Source organism: Streptomyces sp. AC627_RSS907, from assembly GCF_019049165.1.
In genome coordinates, this window is sequence record NZ_JAGMUE010000030.1 from 103403 (window position 1) to 122023 (window position 18621).

Annotated in this window: 16 protein-coding genes; 11 read left to right on the forward strand and 5 right to left on the reverse strand. The window is 72.0% G+C overall.

Annotated features, from left to right (window positions below):
• The first annotated feature begins 61 nt into the window (after nucleotides 1-61).
• The 3 genes from KUM32_RS08865 to KUM32_RS08875 all read left to right on the forward strand — a co-directional run bounded on the left by KUM32_RS08865 (nucleotide 62) and on the right by KUM32_RS08875 (nucleotide 3364).
• Nucleotides 62-1435 (forward strand): APC family permease, encoded by a 1374-nt coding sequence (locus tag KUM32_RS08865; RefSeq protein WP_217141253.1) that lies wholly within the window; start codon nucleotides 62-64, stop codon nucleotides 1433-1435.
• Nucleotides 1436-1888: 453 nt separating this feature from the next.
• Nucleotides 1889-3097 (forward strand): exodeoxyribonuclease VII large subunit, encoded by a 1209-nt coding sequence (xseA, locus tag KUM32_RS08870; protein ID WP_217141254.1) that lies wholly within the window; start codon nucleotides 1889-1891, stop codon nucleotides 3095-3097.
• 9 nt (nucleotides 3098-3106) lie between these two features.
• Nucleotides 3107-3364 carry an exodeoxyribonuclease VII small subunit gene (locus tag KUM32_RS08875; protein WP_217141255.1) on the forward strand — a complete coding sequence of 86 codons (258 nt, stop codon included), beginning with the start codon at nucleotides 3107-3109 and terminating at the stop codon, nucleotides 3362-3364.
• Between the two features lie 71 nt (nucleotides 3365-3435).
• On the opposite strand, the gene KUM32_RS08880 is transcribed toward KUM32_RS08875, so the two are convergent.
• Nucleotides 3436-3648, reverse strand: coding sequence for a DUF4287 domain-containing protein (locus tag KUM32_RS08880; protein ID WP_217141256.1), 213 nt, complete (start codon nucleotides 3646-3648; stop codon nucleotides 3436-3438).
• A gap of 522 nt (nucleotides 3649-4170) precedes the next feature.
• Between KUM32_RS08880 and KUM32_RS08885 the strand changes: the two genes are divergently transcribed.
• Nucleotides 4171-4761, forward strand: a complete 591-nt coding sequence (locus tag KUM32_RS08885) for a malonic semialdehyde reductase (RefSeq protein ID WP_217141257.1) — start codon at nucleotides 4171-4173, stop codon at nucleotides 4759-4761.
• An 84-nt stretch (nucleotides 4762-4845) separates the two neighbouring features.
• Here KUM32_RS08885 and KUM32_RS08890 read toward each other — a convergent pair whose 3' ends face one another.
• Entirely contained in the window at nucleotides 4846-5370 is a 525-nt protein-coding gene (locus KUM32_RS08890) for a DUF4245 domain-containing protein (protein WP_217141345.1), read from the reverse strand.
• Nucleotides 5371-5505: 135 nt separating this feature from the next.
• Between KUM32_RS08890 and glpX the strand changes: the two genes are divergently transcribed.
• Nucleotides 5506-6537 carry a class II fructose-bisphosphatase gene (gene glpX, locus KUM32_RS08895; protein ID WP_217141258.1) on the forward strand — a complete coding sequence of 344 codons (1032 nt, stop codon included), beginning with the start codon at nucleotides 5506-5508 and terminating at the stop codon, nucleotides 6535-6537.
• Between the two features lie 236 nt (nucleotides 6538-6773).
• Here glpX and KUM32_RS08900 read toward each other — a convergent pair whose 3' ends face one another.
• Both KUM32_RS08900 and KUM32_RS08905 read right to left on the reverse strand, forming a co-directional pair.
• Nucleotides 6774-7154, reverse strand: coding sequence for a WhiB family transcriptional regulator (locus KUM32_RS08900; RefSeq protein ID WP_217141259.1), 381 nt, complete (start codon nucleotides 7152-7154; stop codon nucleotides 6774-6776).
• 104 nt (nucleotides 7155-7258) lie between these two features.
• The gene (locus KUM32_RS08905; protein ID WP_217141260.1) at nucleotides 7259-7963 is read right to left on the reverse strand and encodes a DUF1707 domain-containing protein; all 705 of its coding nucleotides are present in this window, start codon (nucleotides 7961-7963) and stop codon (nucleotides 7259-7261) included.
• 210 nt (nucleotides 7964-8173) lie between these two features.
• Here KUM32_RS08905 and KUM32_RS08910 point away from each other — a divergent pair, with 210 nt between their 5' ends.
• The 4 genes from KUM32_RS08910 to KUM32_RS08925 all read left to right on the forward strand — a co-directional run bounded on the left by KUM32_RS08910 (nucleotide 8174) and on the right by KUM32_RS08925 (nucleotide 14490).
• Complete coding sequence (locus tag KUM32_RS08910) at nucleotides 8174-9841, forward strand: fumarate hydratase (protein ID WP_217141261.1); 1668 nt, start codon at nucleotides 8174-8176, stop codon at nucleotides 9839-9841.
• Nucleotides 9842-9957: 116 nt separating this feature from the next.
• Entirely contained in the window at nucleotides 9958-11343 is a 1386-nt protein-coding gene (locus KUM32_RS08915) for an aspartate ammonia-lyase (RefSeq protein WP_217141262.1), read from the forward strand.
• Nucleotides 11344-11399: 56 nt separating this feature from the next.
• Nucleotides 11400-12110, forward strand: a complete 711-nt coding sequence (locus KUM32_RS08920) for a DUF402 domain-containing protein (protein WP_217141263.1) — start codon at nucleotides 11400-11402, stop codon at nucleotides 12108-12110.
• A 283-nt stretch (nucleotides 12111-12393) separates the two neighbouring features.
• Entirely contained in the window at nucleotides 12394-14490 is a 2097-nt protein-coding gene (locus KUM32_RS08925) for an ATP-binding SpoIIE family protein phosphatase (RefSeq protein ID WP_217141264.1), read from the forward strand.
• 74 nt (nucleotides 14491-14564) lie between these two features.
• On the opposite strand, the gene KUM32_RS08930 is transcribed toward KUM32_RS08925, so the two are convergent.
• Complete coding sequence (locus tag KUM32_RS08930) at nucleotides 14565-16883, reverse strand: transglycosylase domain-containing protein (protein ID WP_217141346.1); 2319 nt, start codon at nucleotides 16881-16883, stop codon at nucleotides 14565-14567.
• A gap of 283 nt (nucleotides 16884-17166) precedes the next feature.
• Here KUM32_RS08930 and KUM32_RS08935 point away from each other — a divergent pair, with 283 nt between their 5' ends.
• Together KUM32_RS08935 and KUM32_RS08940 are read left to right on the forward strand one after the other, a co-directional pair.
• Nucleotides 17167-18114, forward strand: a complete 948-nt coding sequence (locus KUM32_RS08935; RefSeq protein ID WP_217141265.1) for an SPFH domain-containing protein — start codon at nucleotides 17167-17169, stop codon at nucleotides 18112-18114.
• Nucleotides 18111-18395 carry a hypothetical protein gene (locus tag KUM32_RS08940; protein ID WP_217141266.1) on the forward strand — a complete coding sequence of 95 codons (285 nt, stop codon included), beginning with the start codon at nucleotides 18111-18113 and terminating at the stop codon, nucleotides 18393-18395. The genes KUM32_RS08935 and KUM32_RS08940 overlap by 4 nt, the downstream gene beginning before the upstream one ends.
• Nucleotides 18396-18621: the final 226 nt, after the last annotated feature.

Sequence of the window (18621 nt, forward strand, 5' to 3'; positions counted from 1 at the left end):
CTTGACGGGGAAACTGACGGGGACGTTCCGAGGCACAGTCCCAGGCGCTCGCGGAGGCACGATGTCCGAGACCGGTACGACGGCCCGGGGGGCCGGTGAGGAACACGGGCTCAAGCGCAGCCTGGGCTTCAGGGACCTGGTCGTCTACGGGCTGCTGTTCATCGCGCCCATGGCGCCGGTCGGCGTCTTCGGCACGCTGGACGCCAAGTCGCACGGCGCGGTGGCGCTCGTGTACGTCGTCGCCACGGTCGCGATGGCGTTCACCGCGTTCAGCTACGCGCAGATGGTGCGGGTGGTCCCCCAGGCGGGGTCGGTGTTCGCGTACGCGCGCGTGGGGCTCGGCAAGGAGTTCGGTTTCGTCGCCGGCTGGATGGCGGCGCTGGACTACGTCCTCATCCCGGCGGTGGCGTACCTGTTCTCCGGGATCGCCATGGAGGCGCTGGTCCCGGCGGTCTCACGCTGGGTGTGGACGGCACTGGCGGTGGTCGTCACGACCCTGCTGAACCTGTGGGGGGTGCGCGCGGCGGCCCGTGTGGGGTTCCTGGTGCTCGCCATGGAGATCGTGGTCCTGTTGGTGTTCGTGGGGGCGGCGATCGTGGTCCTCGCGCGCGACGGCGCCGAGCGCGGCTGGCTGTCGCCGCTGTCCGGGGACGGCACGCAGGGGGCGTTCGCGCTGTCGGCGGTGGTGGGGGCGGTGTCGGTGGCGGTGCTGTCGTACCTGGGCTTCGACGCGATCGCCACTTTCGCGGAGGAGGTCACCGGCGGGTCGGCGAAGGTCGCGCGGGCGCTGCTGTTCTGTCTGGCTCTGGCGGGCGTGCTGTTCGTGGCGCAGACGTACCTGGTGGCGTTGCTGGAGCCGGTGTCGTCGGCTCGGCTGGCGGCGGAGCCGGCGCGGCAGGGGGCGGCGTTCTACGACGCCGTGGACGCGTCCGTGGGGACGTGGCTGCGCGACCTGGTCGCGGTGAGCAAGGCGATCGGCGCGGCGTTCGCGGCGCTGGCCGGGCAGGCGGCGGCCGGGCGGCTGCTGTTCGCCATGGGGCGCGACCGGCGGCTGCCGCGGGTCCTGGCGCGGACGGACTCCGGGGTGCCGCGGGTGGCGCTGCTGGTCTCGGCCGCGGTCACGATGGTGGCGGCGGTGTGGGCGGCACGGCGGGACGACGGTCTCGACCACCTGGTCTCGGTGGTCGACGTCGGCGCCCTCACCGCCTTCACGCTGCTCCACGCGAGCGTGGTGGGCTGGTTCGCGGTCCGGCGCGGCGGTGGCCCGGTGAGCTGGTGGCGGCACGTACTGGTGCCGGTGCTCGGCGCGGCGATCACCATCGCGGTGATCGTGGAGGCGTCCCGGACGGCGCAGGTGGTGGGGGCGGTCTGGCTGGCGGTGGGGCTGACGGTTCTGGCGGTGCAGGCGCGCGGGCGGCGCACGGCGGGGGCGTGAGACGGGCGGCCAGTCCGCCCGAGCCGGTATGCCGGCCCCGGCGGGCCGACCGGCCACGGTGGCCGGCGCCTGGCGCCCGGGCAGGCACCGGCGCCACGGTGCCCCTCGGAGGACGACCGGGCGCCCCGGGCGTGAGCCGGCGTGGTGACCGGCGGGGACGTGGGGCGGTCGACCACGGCGCCCCGGGCACGCACGGGCGGCACGCGGGCCCCTCGGGGCCGACCGGGCGCGAGCGCACGCCCCGCGCCGCCGGCCGAGGCGCGGGGCGTGCGGCCGGACACGAAGCGGTGCAGCCCAGCCACGACGCCCGGCCCGCGGGCGCGAACCGGCGGCGCGAGCCGGCGGCGCGCGTGCCCCCGCCGACGACCCCGCGCACACCTGTGCCGACGCGCGTCACCGGTGGGGGCGTCACGGCGGGACCCGTTGTCGGACCCGGCCGATACGCTCGGGCGCATGGCTGTTAACTCGACTCCCGAAAGCCCCCTGCCCGTGGGTGAGGTGTCACGGCTGATCGGGGGGTGGATCGACCGGCTCGGTGCGGTGTGGGTCGAGGGGCAGATCACGCAGTTGTCCCGGCGACCGGGTGCCGGGGTGGTGTTCCTGACGCTGCGCGATCCGTCGTACGACATCTCCGTGAGCGTGACCTGCTACCGGCAGGTGTTCGACGCCGTCGCGGACCTGGTCGGCGAGGGCGCGCGGGTCGTCGTCCACGCCAAGCCGGAGTGGTACGCGCCGCGCGGGCAGTTGTCGCTGCGGGCCGCCGAGATCAAGCCGGTGGGTGTCGGGGAGCTGCTCGCGCGGCTGGAGCAGCTGAAGAAGGCCCTCGCACGCGAGGGGCTGTTCGCGCCGGAGCGGAAGAAGCCGCTGCCCTTCCTGCCGCGGCTGATCGGCCTGGTGTGCGGACGCGCCTCGGCGGCCGAGCGTGACGTCCTGGAGAACGCCCGGCACCGCTGGCCCGCCGTCCGCTTCGAGGTGCGCAATGTCGCCGTGCAGGGCGTGCACGCCGTGCCGCAGGTGGTGCAGGCGGTGAAGGAGCTGGACGCGATCGACGACGTGGACGTGATCGTCGTCGCGCGCGGCGGCGGCAGCGTGGAGGACCTGCTGCCGTTCTCCGACGAGCAACTGGTGCGGGCGGTCGCCCAGTGCCGTACGCCGGTCGTCTCGGCGATCGGGCACGAGCCGGACAGCCCCCTCCTGGACCTCGTCGCCGACCTGCGTGCCTCCACCCCGACCGACGCCGCGAAGAAGGTCGTGCCGGACGTCGGCGAGGAGTACGAGCGGGTCCGGCTGCTGCGGGACCGGGCGCGCCGGTGCGTGGCGGCGTTCGTCGACCGCGAGGAGCGGGGGCTGGCCCACGCGCTCGCCCGGCCGTCGATACAGGATCCGCACCGGATGATCGAGGAGCGGGCCGAGCAGGTGGCGGCCCTGCTGGACCGGGGCCGCCGTTCCCTGCGGCACCACCTCGACCGGGCCGACTCCGAGCTGACGCACACGCACGCGCGCGTGGTGGCCCTCTCCCCCGCCGCGACCCTGAAGCGGGGGTACGCGGTGCTGCAACGGGCGGACGGCCACGCCGTCCGCGCCCCCGGCGAGGTGGGGCCGGGCGAGACGCTGCGCGCACGCGTCAGCGAGGGCGAGTTCTCCGTACGAGTCGACGCATAGGGTGGGTGGATGACCAGCGAGGTGGAACAGCCGACGGCCGCGTCCGAGGCGCTCGGGTACGAGCAGGCACGGGACGAGCTGATCGAGGTCGTACGGCGGCTGGAGGCGGGCGGTACGACGTTGGAGGAGTCCCTCGCCCTGTGGGAGCGGGGCGAGGAGCTGGCGAAGATCTGCCGCCGTCGGCTGGACGGCGCCCGGGCCCGCCTGGACGCGGCGCTGGCCGAGGAGTCCGAGGCGACGGCGGAGGGCGAGGACGGGGGCCGGTAGGCCTTCCGTGGCCGGCCCCCGTGGCCGGCCCGTCCTGCCGCCCCTACCCCCTCCCCCCGCCCGCCCGCGCCCTATCGACCGCTGTCCTCGGCGAGCGTGTGGGCGACGAGTGCGTTCGCGTGCCCGTGGCCCAGGCCGTGTTCGGCCTTGAGCCAGGAGACGAGCTCCATGTGCTTGGTGAGCGGCGAGGAACGGATCAGTTCCTTCCACTCCGCGACCGGGCGGCCGTACTTCTTCTCGATCGACGGGAAGTAGGAGGCGGGGCCCTTCACGGTGGCGGTCATGTCGGCGCGGTCCCATCTGTGTGGTGGCGGGGTGTTGTCCGTAGGACCGCGCGGGCCTGGCGAAATGATCGCCCGACGGCGGTGACGTACGTCACTTCACCAGAGCGAGGCGGAGCGGGGGACGGGACCACATCCGCCCCGCTACGCACGTTGGCACGTCGGGGCCGAACCTCCCCGCATCCCACGCATCGGCCTCCGGTGCGCCCGCAGCTCCCCTCAGAGCGGGCCGCCGACGGACACGCGCACACCACCCCCAAAAGTCACCCACACGCCGCGTTCACCTGCCCGACGGGCCGAGCTCCCGGCGCATGCCCTCGGCACCCGGCTCGCCGGGGCCTGCGGTGCCGCGTACGCACGCCGACCGGACAACTCGGGGGGCGCCTTCACTCCGGCGGCGGCGTGAAGTGGATCATCACACCAGAGGGGTGGTTGAAGGTTGAACTTCTTTGGCGTACCGTCGTGTCCCGTCAACGGTCCCGTGCCGCGTACACGGCTCCGACGCACGTCCCAAGGAAGATCACGATGTCTCTCGTTCTTGACCCCGCCGCCCAGGACCTGCTGTTCCGCGAGGCCCGCACCGCGAACACCTTCACCGACGAGCCGGTCACCGACGAGCAGGTGCAGGCGATCTACGACCTGGTCAAGTACGGCCCGACCGCCTTCAACCAGTCGCCGCTGCGCATCACGCTGGTCCGCTCCCCCGAGGCCCGCGAGCGCCTGGTCGGGCACATGGCCGAGGGCAACCGGCCCAAGACGGCCACCGCCCCGCTGGTCGCGATCCTGTCGGCCGACAACGAGTTCCACGAGGAGCTGCCGCAGCTCCTCCCGCACTTCCCGCAGGCCAAGGACGCCTTCTTCAGCGAGCGTCCGGTGCGTGAGGGCGCCGCCGGCCTGAACGCCGCTCTCCAGGCCGCGTACTTCATCGTCGGCGTCCGCGCCGCCGGGCTGGCCGCCGGCCCCATGACGGGCTTCGACCACGACGGCGTCCGCAAGGAGTTCCTGGACGACGACCACACCCCGCTGATGGTCGTCAACATCGGCCGTCCGGGCCCGGACGCCTGGTTCCCGCGCTCCCCGCGCCTGGCGTACGACCAGGTCGTCACCACGGTCTGAGCCCCGCGGCCCCGATGACGTGACGTGACGAAGCCCCCGGCATCCACCGGGGGCTTCGTCACGTCATCGGGGTGCGGCGGAGGCTCACGACAGCTTCAGCGCCGCCGCCATCGTGGCCAGCTGGTCGAACGAGCCCGTGCCCGCCACAACCGTCGTCGCGCCCTTCATGTCGTCCGCGTCGCGCAGCACCAGCGCGTCGTACCGCCCGCCCTCGTAACGGGTCCACGTCCGGCCGCCGACCTCCTGGGTCTTCTCGGTCGCCCGCGCGCCCTGGGTGGCGTCCTGGATGAAGGTGGACGGCTTCTGCCTGGACTGCTCGATCGCCACGTACTCCCCGTCCGGGGCGCGGAAGCCCAGGTGCCAGGCGTCGGACTCGTCACCCCGGAAGCGGACGGAGGTCGGCTTCCAGTCCTCGGAGAGGCCCTCCGGCGCGACCACCGGGTACGACGCGGCGCGCTGGGCGGTGACCAGCTCGATCCGGTAGTCGACCCGCTTGATGTCCGGTTCACTGTCGTCGTGCGGGATGAAGATCCAGATCACGCCCGCCGCGAGCACGATGAGCCCAAGGGAGAGGATCATGTCCCGGGCCGACTTCTGCTTGCCTTGCATACCTGCCACGCCCCCTATCGTCGCAGGTGCCTGTTCCGCTCATACGTGGGGTCCCCTGCTCATTTTGTCGTACTGGACGATAGAGTCGGAGCACACCCTCATCCGGCCGTCGTCGTATCAGAAAGGTGCGTTCCGATGACCGAGCATCACCTGCCGTCCGAGCTGGACGTCCCCTCAGAGGCCCCCGACCGCAACCTCGCCATGGAACTCGTGCGGGTCACCGAAGCCGCGGCGATGGCCGCCGGCCGGTGGGTCGGGCGCGGCGACAAGAACGGCGCCGACGGTGCCGCGGTGCGCGCCATGCGGACCCTCGTCCACACCGTCTCGATGAACGGCGTCGTCGTCATCGGCGAGGGCGAGAAGGACGAGGCCCCGATGCTCTTCAACGGGGAGCGGGTCGGCGACGGCACCGGCGCCGAGGTGGACATCGCCGTCGACCCGATCGACGGCACCACGCTGACCGCCAACGGTATGACCAACGCGATCGCGGTGCTGGCCGCCGCCGAGCGCGGGTCCATGTTCGACCCGTCCGCGGTCTTCTACATGGACAAGCTGGTCACCGGGCCCGAGGCCGCCGACTTCGTCGACATCAACGCGCCCGTGTCCGTGAACATCCGCCGGATCGCGAAGGCCAAGCGGCGCACGCCCGAGGATGTCACCGTCGTCATCCTCGACCGGCCCCGCCACCAGCGCCTCATCAAGGAGGTCCGGGAGACCGGCGCCCGCATCAAGCTGATCTCCGACGGCGACGTGGCCGGCTCCATCCTGGCGCTGCGCGAGGGCACCGGCATCGATCTGCTGCTCGGCGTCGGCGGCACACCGGAGGGCATCATCTCGGCCTGCGCCGTGAAGTGCCTGGGCGGCACCATCCAGGGCAAGCTGTGGCCCAAGGACGACGAGGAGCGGCAGCGGGCGGTCGACGCCGGGCACGACCTGGACCGGGTGCTGACCACCGACGACCTGGTCTCCGGGGACAACGTCTTCTTCGTCGCGACCGGCATCACCGACGGTGAGCTGCTGCGCGGGGTGCGGTACCGGTCCGAGACGGCCACGACCGACTCGATCGTGATGCGGTCCAAGTCGGGCACGGTGCGGCGGATCGACTCCGAACACCGGCTGAGCAAGCTGCGGGCGTACAGCGCGATCGACTTCGACCGGGCCAAGTGACCCCGTCGGCCCCATCGGCCCCATCGGCCCCATCGGCCCCATCGGCTTCGCCGGGCGCCTCCTGAGCCGAGGGTGCGGTCGCGTCGGCGGGTACGGGTCCGAGGTGGCCGGTCGCGCCCACGCGGCGCAGCCGCATGTCGCATACGGCCCCGTGCCGCCGGCGGCACTGCGCCGGCGGCACGCGAAGGGCGCCCCCTGTGCGGAGGGGGCGCCCTTCGTGCGCGTGCGCGCTAGCGCTAGCCCGCCGCCACTATGCGGCCGGCCGCCGCGCGGGCCGTCTTCTTCAGTTCGACGTCGCGACGGCGGCGTCGGGCCAGGACCACGCGGCGTTCGGCGGCGGTGAGGCCGCCCCAGACGCCGTAGGGCTCGGGCTGCAGGAGGGCGTGCTCGCGGCACTCGACCATGACCGGGCAGCGGGCGCAGACGCGCTTGGCCGCCTCCTCGCGGGAGAGCCGGGCGGCGGTGGGTTCCTTGGAAGGAGCGAAGAACAGTCCGGCCTCGTCGCGCCGGCACACCGCCTCGGTGTGCCAGGGAGCGTCTTGGTCCCTGTCCCGCACGGGCCCCCGCTGGGCCGGAACGGCAGCTACCTGCAGGGACGAATGCGGCGGTTGCAGCACGGTCTACTCCTGACGACGGCTTCGCGAGCGAGAGACGATGCGTCAAGGCTTACCCGTTGTACGCGCGCCTATGCACTGGGTTCCCAACCGCCACCGGTGCCGGGCTACAGATGCTTGCGCACACTCCTGTCGACCTTGCGCTGCACCCGGTCGAGGATGTCCGCGACGAGCTTGCCGCGCTTGGGACGCGCCTCGACACTGCCCAGCACGGCCCAGCCGTCCACATAGATGACGGGGGCCTCGGGCTCGGCCGAGTCGAGGGTGTCCACCTCGAAGTTGCCGAGCACGCCGCCGCCCGCGCCGCGCAGCGACACGTTCTCCGGGACACGCACCTCGACGCTGCCGAAGACCGCGAACGCCTTGATCACCACCTGCCGGTGCTCGAAGAGCGCCTCGCTGAGGTCTATCTCGACGCTTCCGAACACCGCGTACGCGTGGATGCGGCGGCTCGCCCGCCACCGGCCCTTGCGGACGGCGCCGCTGAAGACCGCCACCACGTTCTCGTCGGGGACCGGCGGGACGGCGCCGGCGGTGGGGCGGTCGGGGGCCGGGGCGGCGGCGGCCGGCCCGGCGTGCGCCGCGGGCAGGTCCCGGACGAAGACGTCCAGCTCACCGACCGTCCTGGCGGCCAGCACGCCCTCGACGCGCTCGGCGTGCTCCTCGGCGGTGAGCCGCCCCTCCGCGAGGGCCTCGCGCAGCATGTCGGCGATGCGGTCACGGTCGGCGTCCGAGGCGCGCAGCTCGGAGACGCGTGGGGCGGCGCCGCGCGGGGCCGCGTCCTGCGGTTGGGCGTGCTGGTGAAGGTCCACGGCAGCAGCGTACCGAAACGCGATAGATCGCGACTACCCCCTGTGGACAACCTCGCCGCGGCCCGCCGACCGTCTCCTGTCGCCCTACTGAGCCTTACCTCACAAGCTGGGGGCCGACGGCAGGTTCTACGCTGGTGGACGCTGCCGATGGAGGCCAGCCGTCGTGCTGTGGAATCCAGCCGCGCGTCTGTCGAGTGAGGAATGGGCGAGATGCCTGAGTTCGCGTACACCGATCTGCTCCCCCAGGGAGAGGACACCACTCCGTACCGGCTGGTGACCTCCGAAGGTGTCTCCACCTTCGAGGCCGACGGGCGGACCTTCCTCAAGGTGGAGCCGGAGGCGCTGCGCAAGCTGGCCGAGGAGGCCATCCACGACATCCAGCACTACCTGCGCCCGGCGCACCTCGCCCAGCTGCGCCGCATCATCGACGACCCGGAGGCGTCCGGCAACGACAAGTTCGTGGCGCTGGACCTGCTGAAGAACGCGAACATCGCGGCGGCGGGCGTGCTGCCGATGTGCCAGGACACCGGCACGGCGATCGTCATGGGCAAGCGCGGGCAGAACGTGCTCACGGCGGGCGGTGACGAGGAGGCCCTGAGCCGGGGCATCTACGACGCCTACAAGAACCTGAACCTGCGCTACTCCCAGATGGCTCCGCTCACCATGTGGGAGGAGAAGAACACCGGCTCCAACCTCCCGGCCCAGATCGAGCTGTACGCGACCGACGGCGGCGCCTACAAGTTCCTGTTCATGGCGAAGGGCGGCGGCTCGGCCAACAAGTCGTTCCTCTACCAGGAGACGAAGGCCGTCCTGAACGAGGCCTCCATGATGAAGTTCCTGGAGGAGAAGATCCGCTCGCTGGGCACGGCCGCCTGCCCGCCGTACCACCTGGCGATCGTCGTCGGCGGCACGTCGGCCGAGTACGCGCTGAAGACCGCGAAGTACGCCTCCGCGCACTACCTGGACGAGATCCCGGCCGAGGGCTCGGAGCTCGGTCACGGCTTCCGGGACAAGGAGCTGGAGGAGAAGGTCTTCGAGCTGACGCAGAAGATCGGCATCGGCGCGCAGTTCGGCGGCAAGTACTTCTGCCACGACGTGCGGGTCGTGCGCCTGCCGCGGCACGGGGCGTCCTGCCCTGTCGCCATCGCGGTGTCCTGCTCGGCGGACCGGCAGGCGGTCGCCAAGATCACCGCCGAGGGCGTCTTCCTGGAGCAGCTGGAGACCGACCCGGCGCGTTTCCTGCCGGAGACGACGGACGAGCAGCTGGACGCCGACGGCGACGTCGTCAGGATCGACCTGAACCAGCCGATGGACGACATCCTCGCCGAGCTGACGAAGTACCCGGTCAAGACCCGGCTGTCGCTGTCCGGTCCGCTGGTCGTGGCGCGGGACATCGCGCACGCCAAGATCAAGGAGCGGCTGGACGCGGGCGAGGAGATGCCGCAGTACCTGAAGGACCACCCGGTGTACTACGCGGGTCCGGCGAAGACGCCGGAGGGGTACGCGTCCGGGTCGTTCGGTCCGACGACCGCCGGGCGCATGGACTCCTACGTGGAGCAGTTCCAGGCGGCGGGCGGCTCCAAGGTGATGCTGGCCAAGGGCAACCGGAGCAAGCAGGTCACCGACGCCTGCGACGCGCACGGCGGCTTCTACCTCGGCTCCATCGGCGGGCCGGCGGCGCGGCTCGCGCAGGACTGCATCAAGAAGGTCGAGGTCGTCGAGTACGAGGAGCTCGGCATGGAGGCGGTCTGGAAGATCGAGGTCGAGGACTTCCCGGCGTTCATCGTCGTCGACGACAAGGGCAACGACTTCTTCCAGGACCCGGCGCCGGCGCCGACGTTCACGACGATTCCGGTGCGGGGGCCGGGGCTCGCGTAGTTCACCGGCGGCGGCGGGGGACGTTCACCGCCCCGCCGCCCCCGCCCGTCCGTGCCCGGGGGCTCCGCCCGGAGTACGGGCGGAACATCCACACCGCCCCGCACGCTGTACCCGGTATGAGCGAATACCGCATCGAGCACGACTCCATGGGTGAGGTCCGCGTCCCCGCCGACGCCAAGTGGCGGGCGCAGACGCAGCGGGCGGTGGAGAACTTCCCCGTGTCCGGGCAGCGCATCGAGCGCGCGCACATCGAGGCGCTCGCCCGGATCAAGGGCGCGGCGGCCAAGGTCAACGCCGGGCTGGGAGTCCTGGACGAGGACGTCGCCGCCGCGATCCAGGAGGCGGCCGACGAGGTCGCCGAGGGGAAGTGGGACGCGCACTTCCCCGTGGACGTGTTCCAGACCGGGTCGGGGACCTCGTCCAACATGAACACCAACGAGGTCATCGCCACCCTGGCCACCGAACGGCTGGGCCGGGACGTCCACCCCAACGACCACGTCAACGCCTCCCAGTCGTCCAACGACGTCTTCCCGTCGTCGATCCACATCGCCGCCACCGCCGCCGTCACCCGCGACCTGATCCCGGCCCTCGACCACCTCGCCGGCGCCCTGGAGCGCAAGGCCGAGGAGTTCGCCGACGTGGTGAAGTCCGGGCGGACCCACCTCATGGACGCCACGCCCGTCACGCTGGGGCAGGAGTTCGGCGGGTACGCGGCCCAGGTGCGGTACGGGATCGAGCGGCTGAACGCCTCCCTGCCCCGCCTCGCCGAGCTGCCGCTGGGCGGCACCGCCGTCGGCACCGGCATCAACACCCCGCCCGGCTTCTCCGCCGCCGTCATCGAGGAGGTGGCCCGCGCGACCGGGCTGCCGCTGACCGAGGCGCGCGACCACTTCGAGGCGCAGGGCGCCCGGGACGGCATCGTCGAGACCAGCGGGCAGCTGCGGACCGTCGCCGTCGGCCTGACGAAGATCGCGAACGATCTGCGGTGGATGGCGTCCGGACCGCGGACCGGGCTCGCGGAGATCTCCCTGCCCGACCTCCAGCCTGGCTCGTCCATCATGCCGGGCAAGGTGAACCCGGTGATCCCGGAGGCCGTGCTCATGGTCGCCGCCCAGGTCACCGGGAACGACGCGACCGTCGCCGCCGCCGGAGCGGCCGGCAACTTCGAGCTCAACGTCATGCTGCCGGTCATCGCCAAGAACGTGTTGGAGTCGGTGCGGCTGCTGGCGAACGTCTCCCGGCTGCTGGCCGACCGGACCGTCGACGGCATCGTCGCCCACCGGGACCGGGCCCGCGAGTACGCCGAGTCCTCGCCCTCCGTGGTCACGCCGCTCAACAAGTACATCGGGTACGAGGAGGCCGCCAGGGTCGCCAAGAAGGCGCTGGCCGAACGGAAGACGATCCGTCAGGTCGTCCTGGAGGGCGGGTACGTCGAGCGCGGCGACCTCACCGACGAGCAGCTGGACGAGGCACTGGACGTCCTGCGCATGACCCACCCGTGACGGACGCCCTCACGGTCACCGGCGCGTCACGTGGCCAGGGCACCTAATATCGCTCCATGACAGACGGTGAAGCCATGAGCGCGGCGACGGAGGCGGAGGCGGGCAGCCCGGCGGCCCGGACCAGGTATTGGGCACCGGGGAGTCACATCCTGTGGCGGTACCGGGAGAACGGCGGCCGGCACTTCCACATCGTGCGCCCCGTCACCGTCGTACGGGACGACGCCGACCTGCTCGCCGTGTGGCTGGCACCCGGCACCGAGTGCGTGAAACCGGTGCTCGCCGACGGTACGCCCGTGCACCTGGAACCGCTGGCCTCGCGCTACACCAAGCCGCGCACCGTGCAGCGCGACCGGTGGTTCGGCACGGGCGTGCTGAAGCTGGCGCGGCCCGGCGAGCCCTGGTCGGTGTGGCTGTTCTGGGACCCGGGCTGGCGGTTCAAGAACTGGTACGTCAACCTGGAGGAGCCGCTGGCCCGTTGGGAGGACGGGGTCGACTCCGAGGACCACTTCCTGGACATCTCCGTCCAGCCGGACCGCACCTGGCAGTGGCGGGACGAGGACGAGTTCGCGCAGGCCCAGCGCGACCGGCTGATGGACGCCCGGCTCGCCGAGCGGGTGCGGGAGGCGGGCCGTGCCGCGGTGGCGGAGATCGGCGCCTGGGGCTCCCCGTTCGCGGACGGCTGGGAAGACTGGCGACCTGACCCGTCCTGGGCGGTACCGTCGCTGCCCGGGGACTGGGATCGCACGCCCGCGCATGCGTCCTCATGAGACCCTTGATGCGCCCCCGGGCAGGAAACGTAGGATCGTCCTCCGCAAAGGAGCGCGGCAGTGGCAACCTGCGGTGCGTGCACTGTGCTTGACCGATCGTCACCGAGGGGCGGCAGGACGTGAGCGAGGGGTACGAGGGCAACACGGAGACGGGCCGCGGGCGGTCCGCCGGCGGCACAGGAACAGCCTCTGACCACGCGGGAATCCCGTTCCCTGGGCATGTTTTCCGGGTATCGGGACTTCTGCGGGACGAACTGCACGCGCCGCGCGCAGTCCCGGACGGATGGATTCGACACGCGTGACGGAGCACCCGACATCCTTCGACCGCCCCCCGACGGGCGCCGACCCCACGGATCCCGGCGGGGCGCTCCTGCACACCCCTGTGCCACCGCGCGCCTCCGGGGCGGCGTTACCGGCGCAGGGGCGCACGGGAGAGACGCCGCCCACGCCGGGCGCGGACGCGCCCGGCGCCTTCGAGCACGCCCAGCCGGGTGCCGAGCAGGCAGCAGAGCCCGACACGCACCGCCCGCGCCCCACGCCGGAGGGTGTTCCGGTCCAGCCGGGCGGTACGCCGTCCGGGCCCGTGGCACCGGCGGCCCCGGAGCGCGGTGGCGCACCGCCGGTGCCGGACCGCCGTACCGGGCAGCCCACCGCACCCGGGCGGCCCACGCCCATGCGGCGGGACGGGGACCGGCTGCGGTTCGTGGGGGCCGCCACCCGGCGGATCGCCCGGGGCATGGACCTCGACGAGATCGTGATGGGGCTGTGCCGGGCCACCGTGCCGACCTTCGCGGACGCGATCCTCGTCTACCTGCGCGAGCCGCTGCCGGTCGGTGACGAGCGGCCGACCGGCCCCCTGGTGCTGCGACTGAGGCGCACCGACCGGATACCGGCCGAGCGGGACACCGAGAGCGGGTTCCTGCCCGCGGCACAGCCCGAGCCCTCCGAGCTGGAGTCGGTCGGCTCCGAGCTGTGCGAGGTACGGCCGGGCAGCGCGCTCGCCGAGGTGCTGCGCGGGGTGCGCCCGGTCTTCACGGACACCCCCGCCGCTCGCGCCGCCCTGCCGGAACTGCTCGGCGACGGCGGCGAGTTCGCCGTCCCCGACGGCCACCGGGCGATCCTCGCGCCGCTGCGCGGCCGGCGCCGGGTGATCGGGGCCGCCCTGTTCCTGCGCGGCCCGGAGCGCGTCGCCTTCGAGGCCGACGACCTGCTGGTCGCCGCCCAGCTCGCCACGCACAGCGCGCTCGGCATCGACAAGGCGGTGCTGTACGGGCGTGAGGCGTACATCGCCGACGAGTTGCAGCGCACGATGCTCCCGGAGAACCTGCCGCGCTGCACGGGCGTGCGGCTGGCCTCGCGTTACCTCCCGGCCGCCGAGACGGCGCGGGTCGGCGGCGACTGGTACGACGCCATCCCGCTGCCCGGCAGCCGGGTCGCGCTGGTGGTCGGTGACGTGATGGGCCACTCCATGACGTCGGCGGCCATCATGGGCCAGCTGCGGACCACCGCGCAGACCCTGGCCGGGCTCGACCTGCCGCCGCAGGAGGTGCTGCACCACCTCGACGAGCAGGCGCAGCGCCTGGGCACCGACCGCATGGCGACCTGCCTGTACGCCGTGTACGACCCGGTATCGCACCGCATCACCGTCGCCAACGCCGGTCACCCGCCGCCCGTCCTGCTGCACCTGGGCGGCCATGCCGAGGTGCTGCGCGTGCCGGCCGGCGCCCCGATCGGCGTGGGCGGCGTGGACTTCGAGGCGGTGGAGCTCGACGCCCCCGCCGGCGCGACCCTGCTCCTGTACACCGACGGGCTGGTCGAGTCCCGGCTGCGGGACGTGTGGACCGGCATAGAGCAGCTGCGCGAGCGGCTCGCGGCGACCGCGCAGCTCACCGGGCCGGACCATCCGCCGCCCCTGGAAGCCCTGTGCGACGAGGTGCTGGACATGCTCGGGCCGGGCGACCGGGACGACGACATCGCGCTGCTCGCCGCCCGCTTCGACGGCATCGCCCCCAGCGACGTGGCCTACTGGTTCCTGGACCCCGAGGACGCGGCTCCCGGCCGCGCCCGCCGTCTGGCCCGGCGTGCCCTGGCCCGCTGGGGCATGGAGGACCTCACGGACTCCGTGGAGCTGCTCGTCAGCGAGGTCGTGACCAACGCCGTGCGCTACGCCTCCCGGCCGGTCACCCTGCGGTTGCTGCGCACGGACGTGCTGCGCTGCGAGGTCGGCGACGACGTGCCGCAGCTGCCGCGGCTGCGGCAGGCACGGGCCACGGACGAGGGCGGACGCGGGCTGTACCTGGTGAACCGGCTGGCCCGGCGCTGGGGTGCGACGCGGCTGAGCACCGGGAAGGTGGTCTGGTTCGAGCTGAACCGCGGCTGAGGCGTACAGGCGTACGTGAGGGGGGGAGCCCGGTCAGCACCGGGCTCCCCCCCCTCACGTACGCCGGGCGGGCGCTACTGCTCCCACCAGTCCCCGTCCGGGGGGCCGGGGTCCCCCGGCTCCGTGCTCTGCCCACCCGTCGGCGGTGGGGTCGACGGGCTGTTGCTCGGCGACTGGGTCGGCGACTGCGACTGGGTCGGCGACTGCGTGGGCGACTCCGACTGCGTCGGCGACTGGGTCGGCGACTCCGAGTGCGTCGGCGACTGCGTGGGCGACTCCGACTGCGTCGGCGACTGGGTCGGCGACTGCGACTGCGTCGGCGACTTGCTCGGCTTCACCGCGTTGCCCTGCTTGGTCTCCAGGTCGAACTCGGTGACCTCGCCCATGACGCCGAAGGTGTACGCGGCCCAGATCTCCGCGGGGAAGCCACCACCGTTGACGCGGTGGTCGACGCCGCCCGCCTTGTACATCGGGACCTGCGGGTGCGGCTCCTTGTCGTCCTCGCCGAACAGGCCGACCGAGGTGACCAGGCCGGGCGTGAAGCCGGAGAACCAGGCCGACTTGTTGTTGTCGGACGTACCCGTCTTGCCGGCGACCGTCTGCTCGCCGCGCATCGGGTTGTCCCGCACGGACTTCTTGGCCGTACCGTCGTCGACCACGCCGGTGAGCACGGAGGTCACCGTGTCGGCGGCCTCGCGGCTGATGACCCGGTCGCCGATCGGGTCGGGGAACTCGACCTTGCGGTCCTTGTGCTCGACCGACTTCACGACGGCCGGGGTGACCTTCTTGCCATGGTTGTCGAGGGTGGCGTAGACGCCGGCCATCTCCAGCGGGCTCGCGCCCATACTGCCCAGGGTCTGCGCGGGCACGGGGTCCACGCCCTCGACGTCCATGCCGAGGGCGCCCGCCACCTTCATGACCTCGGTCATGCCGACGTCGATGCCCATCTGCGCGAAGACGGAGTTGACGGACTTGTTCATCGCGTCCTGGACGGTGATGTCGTCGTAGTTGACGTCGTCCTCGTTGGGGGGCGCGAAGCCGACCTCGCGGTCGCCGTCCATCACGGGGCGCTCGCTGGTGCCGTCGTAGATGGTGTTGGCCGTGATCGGCACGCCCTCCTGGGTCTCGGCGTCCTGGTCCACGGCCGCGGCGAGGATCACCGGCTTGAAGGTGGAGGCGGGCTGGTAGTCGCGGCGGGTGGCGTTGTTCGTGTAGTGCTTCACGTAGTCCACGCCGCCGTACATCGCCTGGACCGCGCCCGTCTTCGGGTCGACGGAGACGGCGCCGGCCTGGACGTCGGCGTCGACCTTGCGCTTGGCGGGGTCCAGCTTGCTGGTGAGCCTGGTCTTGACCGCCTGCTCCAGCGCCGCCTGCTTCTTCTTGTCGATGTTGAGGGTGACGGTGTAGCCGCCGAGGTCCACCATGGCCTCGGCCTGCTTCATGTCCTCGGCGGTGCCCTGGGCGACGAGCTGTCGCTTGAGGGCGGTCTTGGCCGCCTCCACCAGGTATCCGGTCTGGCCCTCCATCCCGGGAGCGGGCTTGGGCGGCTCGGGCGTCGGGAACTTCATGGTCTGACGGTCGGCCTGGTCCAGCCACTTCTGCTCGACCATGTTGTCCAGGACGTAGTTCCAGCGCTGCTGGACCAGTTTCTTGCCGGTGTCGCTGGCGATGGCCCAGTCGTACTGGTTCGGTGCCTGGAGCAGCGCGGCGAGGTAGGCGCCCTGCTCGACCGTGAGGTCCTCGGCGTCGACGCGGTAGTAGGCCTGGGCGGCGGCCTGGATGCCGTAGGCGCCGCGGCCGTAGTAGCTGGTGTTGATGTAGCCGGCGAGGATGTAGTCCTTGGACTTCTCCCGGTCCAGCTTCAGGGAGATGACCAGTTCCTTCAGCTTGCGGGAGACCGTCTGTTCCTGCGTCAGGTAGTAGTTCTTGACGTACTGCTGGGTGATGGTCGAGCCGCCCTGCGCGCCCTTGCCGGAGAACGTGTTGAGCAGGCCGCGCGCGGTGCCCTTGAGGTCGACGCCGGCGTCCTTGTAGAAGGTCTTGTTCTCGGCGGCGACGAACGTGTACCGGACGTCCTTGGGCACCTTGGCCAGGTCGACGATCTCACGGTTGAGATCGCCCGTGCGGGCCATGATGCTGCCGTCGCTGTACTTGTAGACGTTGCTCTGCAGCTCGGCGTCGGCGTTGCCCTCGGGGATGTCGATCACCAGGTACAGCACGACGAAGGCGCCCATGCCGAGCAGGATCAGGCCGAAGAACGTGCCGAGGATCTTCTTCCAGGTGAAGAGCCGGCGTATGAGGCTCCGGTCGTCCTTCGGGGACGAGCGGCGTCGCCTGGGCGCCGCGCGGCGGCCACCGCGCTGTCGCGCTCGTCTTTCTTCCGCTCGTCCCATGAGTCCGATCCGCTCCGCTTCGTTCATCTGTGTGCACGTTTCACTCACGCGTCACACAGGTTCGTCGCTTATGCCAACTCAGAAAGCTAACACCGGGAGATGTGGCATACGGCTGCCGATCCCCCCTTGTGGGGACGTGAGAATCAGCACCCGCCCCACAGGAACCGACGTACGAGAGGGGCGCAGGGTTGTCACTTCGAGGTAAAGTGATATCACTTAGATAGATCGACGATAGAAGCCGAGGCGGGGCGCGAGCGCGCCCCGCGAGAACGGGGGACCACCCATGTCCACACGCCAGGCGCACGAGGCCCCGCAGGCCACCGCGGACGTGCCCGAGATGCCCGCACCACGGGTCCGCGAGAATCCGGCGCACAGCATCGGCGGCGGACTCGCGCTGCTGCTGGGGCTGGTCGGGCTGCTCGTCGGGGCCGGCCTGCTCGCCGCCGCGACGGCGGTCTCCGCGACCGGCGGCAAGGCCGCCCTGATCATCGGCGGCCTCGTGGTCGGTCTGGCCGCGATCCTCGCGATGTGCGGCCTGAACATGGTGGCGCCGGGTGAGGCGCGCGTGGTGCAGCTCTTCGGGCGGTACCGGGGGACCATCCGGCAGGACGGGCTGCGCTGGGTCAACCCCTTCACCTCCCGCACCAAGATCTCGACCCGCGTCCGCAACCACGAGACGGCCGTCCTGAAGGTGAACGACGCCTACGGCAACCCGATCGAGCTGGCCGCCGTGGTGGTGTGGCGGGTCGAGGACACCGCGCAGGCCACCTTCGAGGTGGACGACTACGTCGAGTTCGTCTCCACCCAGACCGAGGCGGCCGTGCGGCACATCGCCATCGAGTACCCCTACGACGCCCACGAGGAGGACGGCCTCTCCCTGCGCGGCAACGCCGAGGAGATCACCGAGAAGCTCGCCGTCGAACTGCACGCGCGCGTCGAGGCGGCCGGCGTCCAGATCATCGAGTCCCGCTTCACCCACCTCGCGTACGCGCCGGAGATCGCCTCCGCGATGCTCCAGCGGCAGCAGGCCGGCGCGATGGTCGCGGCGCGGCGGCAGATCGTGGACGGCGCGGTCGGCATGGTCGAGACGGCGCTGGCCCGCATCAGCGAGCAGGGCATCGTGGAGCTGGACGACGAGCGCAAGGCGGCGATGGTGTCCAACCTGATGGTCGTGCTCTGCGGCGACCGCGCCGCGCAGCCCGTCCTGAACACGGGGACCCTCTACCAGTGACCCCTCCCCCGGAGGAGCCGGCCCCCAAGCCCGCGGGGCCGCCTCCGTCGCGTCGGCCGCAGCAGCAGCGCAAGCAGGTGCTGCTGCGACTGGACCCTCAGGTGTACGAGGCGCTGGCCCGCTGGGCGGGCGACGAGCTGCGCTCGGCCAACGCCCAGATCGAGTTCCTGCTCCGCAGGGCGCTCGCGGAGGCGGGCCGCCTGCCCGGTGACGCCGGACCACTGCCGCGCCGGGGCCGCCCGCCCGGGCGCCAGGGGCCGGGGTCCGCGCCACCGCCGTAGCGGAGCCGGACGGGCCGCGCCGCATCGCACCTCGCGCCGGCGCGGCCCGCCGTAGCGGAACCGTGACAAACGGCTCCGACCTGCGGACCCGTACGCCCCGCCAGCAGCTCTGCACCCCGCGTATACATGGTGCGTATACACCGTGTGTAGAGTGCTCCGCATGTCCATCGGTCACACCCTCCTGGGTCTCCTGGAGTCCGGGCCGCGCCACGGTTACGACCTGAAG